This is a genomic window from Vibrio sp. V42_P2S4T144, from assembly GCF_009904715.1.
Classification (GTDB): domain Bacteria; phylum Pseudomonadota; class Gammaproteobacteria; order Enterobacterales; family Vibrionaceae; genus Vibrio; species Vibrio alginolyticus.
On sequence record NZ_WXWS01000273.1, the window covers coordinates 1 to 6717 of the forward strand.

Below are 6717 nucleotides of genomic sequence, written 5' to 3' on the forward strand. Positions count from 1 at the left end.
CATGAGTTATACGCTTTTTCGTGTTACAAACTTCAACCTAATAATATGAGTATATTTTCATTGCCATTTGATCGATGAGTGCCCACTAACATTGCAGTAATTGGAGAACTCCTTTGTCACCATGAAAGTCGAACATTAACAACGTAGTTGGTTGCTTAAAGTGGTGCTCTCTGACCGCAAAGGCAATTAAAGCGAGAGAAGAACAACTGCCCATCGTGCCCCACAACTCATTGATAAGCTGCGGTTGTTCTGGGTTCGTGAATCGTTCTGCTTTCGCCCCCAGAGCAAAGCCGTAATCTTCCGAATGCATGCGCAGGTTCGTCATATCGGAATACACTTCACCAAATGAATCGAGCTTTTTACTCGCACGTTGAACAAGTCGAAACATGCCTCTTCGGTCTGAAGTGTTTAATTCCGTATCAATGTAGCCAAGCTGCGCTTGAGGCTTAAGTTTCAATGTTTCTACGGTGTTTTTTCGACAAAGAATTAAACCCGCCCCACCCTCGCTCGGAATAACGCCCCATGGATTATTGGTACTCATTACCATCGCATCGTCGATGAGTGTTTGCATCGAACTCACCAAGGAATCGACACTGATACACATCATAGCATCATATTTATCCAATGATTTCATGGCCTGGAGAACGAAACTAGGCCCACTGGCATGAACAGCATTCACCACAGAGAGAAATTCAGCATAGTTACTTTCACCAAGCCATTCTTGCACCTTTACTAGAGAAACAGACACAGGCACCGCTATAAGCAAAGGTATTGGTCTCAATGAACGTGGTAACTGTGCTAATAATGAATCAAGCAAGTGGGTGATTAACTCACACGTTTTTTCAAACTGCTCACTTTCTTTGGTGTATTCGATTTTGGCGTAAGTAAAACGCTCGATACCATCATCCCCTACACATTGGTCGAATCTTCCTAAGTCAGCATACGAAACTGCACTAGCAATATCTAAATTCATACCGGTTGGCGTCATCACTTCCATCCCTAGCACGTAACGGCCTGTTGAATTATGCATGCTCGCTTACCTCTTCCAACTTAGTGATGGATGTCGACACCAACAAATGCTCCTTGCCCTGACAAGGAAACGCAGCGGTGTAACTGATTGATATGGTTTTCTTTTCCGCATCAACGAATAAGGTGTACATCGCCATATCAGCTTGATAACTTTGATCTTTGAACGTCGCGATCGCACGGTATTTTTCTTTAGGAATTCGAAATGAAAGCGTGTCATCATGACAAAAGCCACTCATCATCAAACGCTCCCCCCCACGAAGAAAGCCTTTGCACTGTTGATCAATAGGCGCGCTTTGGAAGAACCGCTTATCAAAATCGAGTGGCAACATTGGCTTGCGATTCTCAATCCAATCGTCATCGAACGTGCCGGCTAGCTTCTGGCGCGACTCAAAGAACGGAGGCACTGGCCCGAACCCCGCAACGCGTAGTTTTTTCGCGGCGGCACTCCAGTCTTCACGAGGATAAAAAACCGAAGGTGCTTTCTGTTCAAGCAATTCTTTGTTGGAATCGGCAACACCACCGCCTATTCGGTTACGTAAATCACCGCCTACCGCGCAAGTGTAATCAATGTCTTTTTCAATAAATGGAACTGGATTGCTCAGCGTGATACTACCAGCATGCTCAACCCATACGCGTTCCCCGTGAATAGCGAGAGTCTTATCGATATGACCATCAATCAACACGCGACACTCTTGGTATGTCACTGGCTTTTTCGCGTAACTGCGCGCTTTACCGTAAACAAGTACATCTGTATTGTCTTTGGTATACGCGAACTCGTGGTCAACTTTCATCGCAGAGAAGCCTTCTTCGCCCAAATATTGGGGATCATCGAAGATTTCACTTTCACCTAATTCGTGCCAAACCACACCATCGAATTGCCATGTGCGTTTGGCAACGACAACCCACACTTCATCGCCGTTTTCGTCACGTTGAAAACGACCTTTAAGTGATAGCTCAGGGTGCGTCTCAATATCCCATAACTGCATTGCTATTCCTTAAGTTGAATCGTTCGCTCGCAGAAGGTGCGGCCTTTAAATTGTTAAAGTTCCAGTCTTGTTGATGAATCGGCATTGCCATATCCCAAGGCACGTAGGCTCTGGATTGAATACAGAGTTGACGCCATAGCCAATCGCGGAACAGCACATCAACGTTAGAATCTTGCATCGCAGCTAACGTAGACTCGAAGCTCAATGCGTAACCCAAGCGGCTTGGTAGATTTTGGATATATTTTTCATCTTCCACCCACTCATTGAGCAGATCGACGATCTCTTCCCATTCATACTCGACACCAACATCTTGCGGATTCAGAGGAAGAAGCTTTCCGTAGACGACATACAAGGCTTGAAGCCAAATTTCACCCTCAGCTTCACCTTCCTCCAGACTTTCCAAGTGCTCGATGATTTGGGGTACCAGCTTCCAATCACCACCCAGCGCAAAATCAACAGGTGCTAATGAAGAAGAGATATCAAACGCCTCAAACTCTTTTAACTCAAGCAACTTGGCGTAAGTGAGCACTTGCGCTGATGGTAATCCATTTGGTTCGATGCCAAAGCTCTGACGGAACCAAGTGCCTCTGTCACGTTTGGTAATCAAACGTTCAAATAGATATTGTTCGCTGCCTGCATTGTCATTAAGCCAATCAATCCCCTCTTTTACGTTTTGTAAAGCGAGCAGTGGCAAAGCAACTTGAGAGCTAATGATGCTGGCTTTGTGCCAGCGCTTGATGAGAGAAACGCTTAGTGTTTGACGTACACGTAAGCATTCAAAGTAAAACGCACTGGATGTCGCATTACCCTCAATAAGCTCCGAAAGCGTGCTATCCATAGATTCAACCGGAGATTGTACGGCAATGACCATTGCGGTTTTAGCGTCAATATCTTCGAGTAAACTCAAGCCGCACAAAAGGTTATCCAACGCTGAGCCCAACTCGCCCTGTAGCATCAGCCAGCTGTAGATTTCTGGCTCCTGGTCTCTTAATTGATGAATCAACCCCGGCGCTAATCGATAAAACGACAAGTACACCTGCTTCAGTTCTTCAATTTGGCGTTCAATCAGCTTGAGATACGCTAACTCACGACTTGGATAACCCCTTTTGTGAATTTGAACTCGCTGCCTGATTAAAAAACCGATACTTTCAGAAGCAATGGACAGCTTTTCATTACAGAAATCCAGCCATGTTACTGGCAATTGGGAAAGGTCGTTCACAGCACGCTCAGCTCTTGCTAACGCGCCTTCGACTTCTTGATTGGTTATGGGTGCCTTTAGGTGCTCGACACCGATTCTTTGTCGCATCTAGTTATCCGTTATTAGCGTGCCATAACGCGATTGCAATTAGTTAATACAAAGTAATTAGCTAACTCGACGTAAATTAGCTAATGCTAGGTAATTAGTTAATTGCGATCGTTCCGCCTTGAATTTTTTGTGCTTTTTCTGCTTGAGAGGTGACGTACTTCGCTTTAGTGGTAATTCGTCCATCGCGCCCGCTATAGCGAGTTTCTGTCTCACCACTTTTGACTACCAACTCTTGTTCTGTCTCGATAACCATCTTCTTCGCTCGCAATACAAACTCGTCAGAGTCATCCAGAATGGAGAAGAAAATGTCCGTCACAAGAGGCAAGCTTAAGTCGTCGTTCAAAAATTCAACTCGACAACTTAATCGATTATCGATAGCCATTTGCAGCTCAGAACGACGAAAGCCACGTCCTAGTCTCGCAGTGAGTGGCTGCTTAAATGGGTTACCATCAAAATCAACTCGCACACTGCCCGTAGACTCATTGATAGCCACTATTCTTCCAAAACGCGAAAAGCAAGCCGTTGATTCGGCTTGCTGCTCTGATATTACTTCTGTTGTAAGAGGTTGTTTTTCCATTGTTAGTTAACCACTACGTTGCCACCTTTCACGACGACTTTGTCACTGCCTTCGATCGTAATAGCCGAGCCTGATAACTTTATTGAACCATCACTGTTCATCACTAAAGAGGAACCACCCGTTTTCAATACAATCTTGTCGCCACTGATAATTTGCGTTGCACCATCAGCTTTATAAGCGGTGTTCCCTTTCACTGATACCGTTAAGTTGCCACCAACCGTCTGGTTATCATCCGCACCAATATCTGAACTCTTAGACGCACCGATAGTAAGGTTACTGTTTTCGCCAATATCTAAGTCATCATTTTTACCGATCTTAGTCGTACGGTTATCACCAATTTCTAAGTCAGAATTGTTTTTCACATACTGGGCTTCGTTCGCGTTGTATGTAACGGTAACGTCTTGCTCGACTGTCTCGGTAAAGGTGCTGTTTACTTGTGTCGTTTTATGCCCATTAATGGTTTCTTTATGGTCACCATGAACTTCATTCGTTTGGTGACGTGCAACCTTCAAGAATTCATCTTGACCGATATCACGGTAACGGTTGTTGAGCACCTTGGTCGACATGTCTTTTTGAGCGTGAATATAGACTTCTTCTTGGTTCGCTTCGTCTTCAAAACTCAACTCGTTGTAACCTGTTCCTTTGTGCGTTTGCGTGCGGAACGTGGTACGAGTTTTGTTTTCTGGCAAAGAGTACGGTGGGAAATGCAAACCGTTGTAAACTGCGCCCGTAACTAACGGACGATCTGGATCCCCCTCAAGGAAAGTCACTACGACTTCGTGGCCAATACGCGGCAAATAAACTGCGCCCCATGTTGGCGCCGCCATGGATTGGCTTACACGAATCCAACAGCTTGAATGTTCGTTGTTATCACCGTAGCGATCCCAATGGAACTGTACTTTCACTCGACCAAGCTTGTCGGTGTAAATCTCTTCACCTTCTGGTCCTACAACAACCGCCGTTTGAGGGCCATCCACTACTGGTGCTGCTAGTTTAGGCGCTTTAAACACCACATCACGTGGAATACATGAGAACTGGTTGTAGTAAGTGGTTGGCATACCACTCGCTTCATCTTCATGCACTTGCGGATCTTGACCTGTGTGCATTACAGACAACATGAGGTAATCGCGGTTAATCTCAGAACGCGGGTGGTCACTGACGTTAAAGCTGTAACCAGATGCTAAGCGCATTACGTCACTTGTTGCTTCCACTTGTTGATTATCGACTATGTGTTCCGACATCCACTCCGTGGTTCTCACCTGACCCATCAGCGGGTCAACGTATCGTCCAGGATAATCAAACTGCTTGAGATCTTGGTCTAGCTCGCCAGCCTGTGTCATCTCTTGTGGAATTTTAGGGTGTTCGTAGTTGTAATCTGTGTACGTAACCTGTCCCGTTCTAACGCGGTTAACTAACTCGAGATCAGAGATATGTTCGCGATCGGCAACACCGCCACCATCGGCATGATAAACAATCGGCCCAATGTAAGAAGCATTTAGTGGCGAGCTTATCAAAGGTGCAATCGCGTCATTACTGTCGACAATGACCATCGTATGATTTGAATCGCTATGGTCAAAGTAATACCACATACCGTGTTCAGCCATCATACGCTGCACGAAGTGCAAGTCAGACTCACGGTATTGCAGAACGTATTCTTTTGGAGGATAAGTACCCGACACTTCAAATCGGTAATCGGTGACTGCCCCATCATCGAGTACTTCTGTGATGATGTCTTGCGCTGACTTTTGCTGGAAAATACGACAATCTTGGCGCTGAGATAAGAACCAAGCTTGAGGAACCAAGACTAATTGATAACGAGAAAAACGACGTCCAGTTCCTAAGTAACGCACTTCATTCACCACGCCGTTGAACACACGCGCAGCCCCAACACCTTGTCCGTAAAGTGTCAATGTTCCTGCTTTACGTATTAACTCATCGAACGAGATATCTGGATCAAGTGAAAGTAATGAGAGATTGATGTGGAAAGGCTTAGATAACTCTTCATGAACATGAAAGCTCTCGACCCGAAATTCATGCCCACATCCAGGCACTTCAAATTTAAATTCTACGTCATTCACCATATCTTTTACCTGATACAAATAATCGAATTAGGGCCAACAATCGTTGGCCCTGAATCTTTACGCGACGAGCAATTAAGCTTCGCGTGGAGCACGCCAGTCGTCGTTACCCGCAGTACCACAGTTTTCGTGAGTTACTTCGATCGCACGGTAAGTGAACTTAAGCACTTCTTCTGTCACGCGGTCAGCTGTTGCTGCGTCTTGACAGTGGTTCATACGAGTTTGGATATCGACAAGTAGCGCATCAATCAATTTGATTGAGTAGTAGTGCTCTTGTTTACCTTGAACCGAAGTGCGGTAGAAGCGGATCACACACTCAGGAAGTTTTTCGCCAGATACTAGTGCGTTGAATAGTAGTGGAGATGAGCGATCTTGAACTTTAGTTACAACAAGTGGACGGTGTACACGTTGACCCGTTGGCTGACCACTTTGTGGATCACGTGGAACTGTTAGCACGTGATCAAGCTCTTGTACTAGGAACTCATCAACGTGAGCTTCTTGCCATGTGTTACCTACTGAATCTGCAGAGTAAGTATCTTTAGTAATATGGCCTTGAGTCTCACCTTGGATAGACATATATGCTGGAGTTGGCATCGCTATTTCCTTTTCTAAAATCTGTTTTGTTTAAATCACCAAATCGCTTATCACCGCGACTACTTGGTATAATCAAAGTCCGTGCCAACTTTAAAAACACAGCAAAAACAACGACTTAATCAAATTAAGACATTATTCACTAATATC

The 6717-nt window shown here is 45.0% G+C and carries 6 protein-coding genes; all 6 read right to left on the reverse strand.

All coding sequences use genetic code 11. The features are described 5' to 3' along the window. Window positions 1-85: 85 nt before the first annotated feature. Complete coding sequence (locus CAG68_RS09330; RefSeq protein ID WP_017633759.1) at window positions 86-1030, reverse strand: hypothetical protein; 945 nt, start codon at window positions 1028-1030, stop codon at window positions 86-88. Further along, a complete protein-coding gene (locus CAG68_RS09335; protein WP_054730210.1) occupies window positions 1023-2015 on the reverse strand; it encodes a DUF2169 family type VI secretion system accessory protein in 993 nt (330 codons plus the stop codon). Before CAG68_RS09335 ends, CAG68_RS09330 begins: the two co-directional genes overlap by 8 nt. Further along, window positions 1996-3321: a hypothetical protein gene (locus tag CAG68_RS09340; RefSeq protein ID WP_161441039.1), complete on the reverse strand. Its 1326-nt coding sequence runs from the start codon at window positions 3319-3321 to the stop codon at window positions 1996-1998. The genes CAG68_RS09335 and CAG68_RS09340 overlap by 20 nt, the downstream gene beginning before the upstream one ends. A gap of 94 nt (window positions 3322-3415) precedes the next feature. Then, window positions 3416-3898: a hypothetical protein gene (locus CAG68_RS09345; protein ID WP_025767908.1), complete on the reverse strand. Its 483-nt coding sequence runs from the start codon at window positions 3896-3898 to the stop codon at window positions 3416-3418. A 2-nt stretch (window positions 3899-3900) separates the two neighbouring features. Then, a complete protein-coding gene (gene tssI / locus CAG68_RS09350; RefSeq protein WP_054730208.1) occupies window positions 3901-5979 on the reverse strand; it encodes a type VI secretion system Vgr family protein in 2079 nt (692 codons plus the stop codon). 72 nt (window positions 5980-6051) lie between these two features. Next, window positions 6052-6570: an Hcp family type VI secretion system effector gene (locus CAG68_RS09355; RefSeq protein ID WP_005373415.1), complete on the reverse strand. Its 519-nt coding sequence runs from the start codon at window positions 6568-6570 to the stop codon at window positions 6052-6054. Window positions 6571-6717: the final 147 nt, after the last annotated feature.

Excerpts from the sequence above, each read along its gene's own strand:
- CAG68_RS09345 (WP_025767908.1), bottom strand. The coding sequence starts at position 3,898 with ATGGAAAAACAACCTCTTACAACAGAAGTAATATCAGAGCAGCAAGCC.
- CAG68_RS09335 (WP_054730210.1), bottom strand. The coding sequence starts at position 2,015 with ATGCAGTTATGGGATATTGAGACGCACCCTGAGCTATCACTTAAAGGT.
- CAG68_RS09355 (WP_005373415.1), bottom strand. The coding sequence starts at position 6,570 with ATGCCAACTCCAGCATATATGTCTATCCAAGGTGAGACTCAAGGCCAT.
- CAG68_RS09340 (WP_161441039.1), bottom strand. The coding sequence starts at position 3,321 with ATGCGACAAAGAATCGGTGTCGAGCACCTAAAGGCACCCATAACCAAT.
- tssI (WP_054730208.1), bottom strand. The coding sequence starts at position 5,979 with ATGGTGAATGACGTAGAATTTAAATTTGAAGTGCCTGGATGTGGGCAT.
- CAG68_RS09330 (WP_017633759.1), bottom strand. The coding sequence starts at position 1,030 with ATGCATAATTCAACAGGCCGTTACGTGCTAGGGATGGAAGTGATGACG.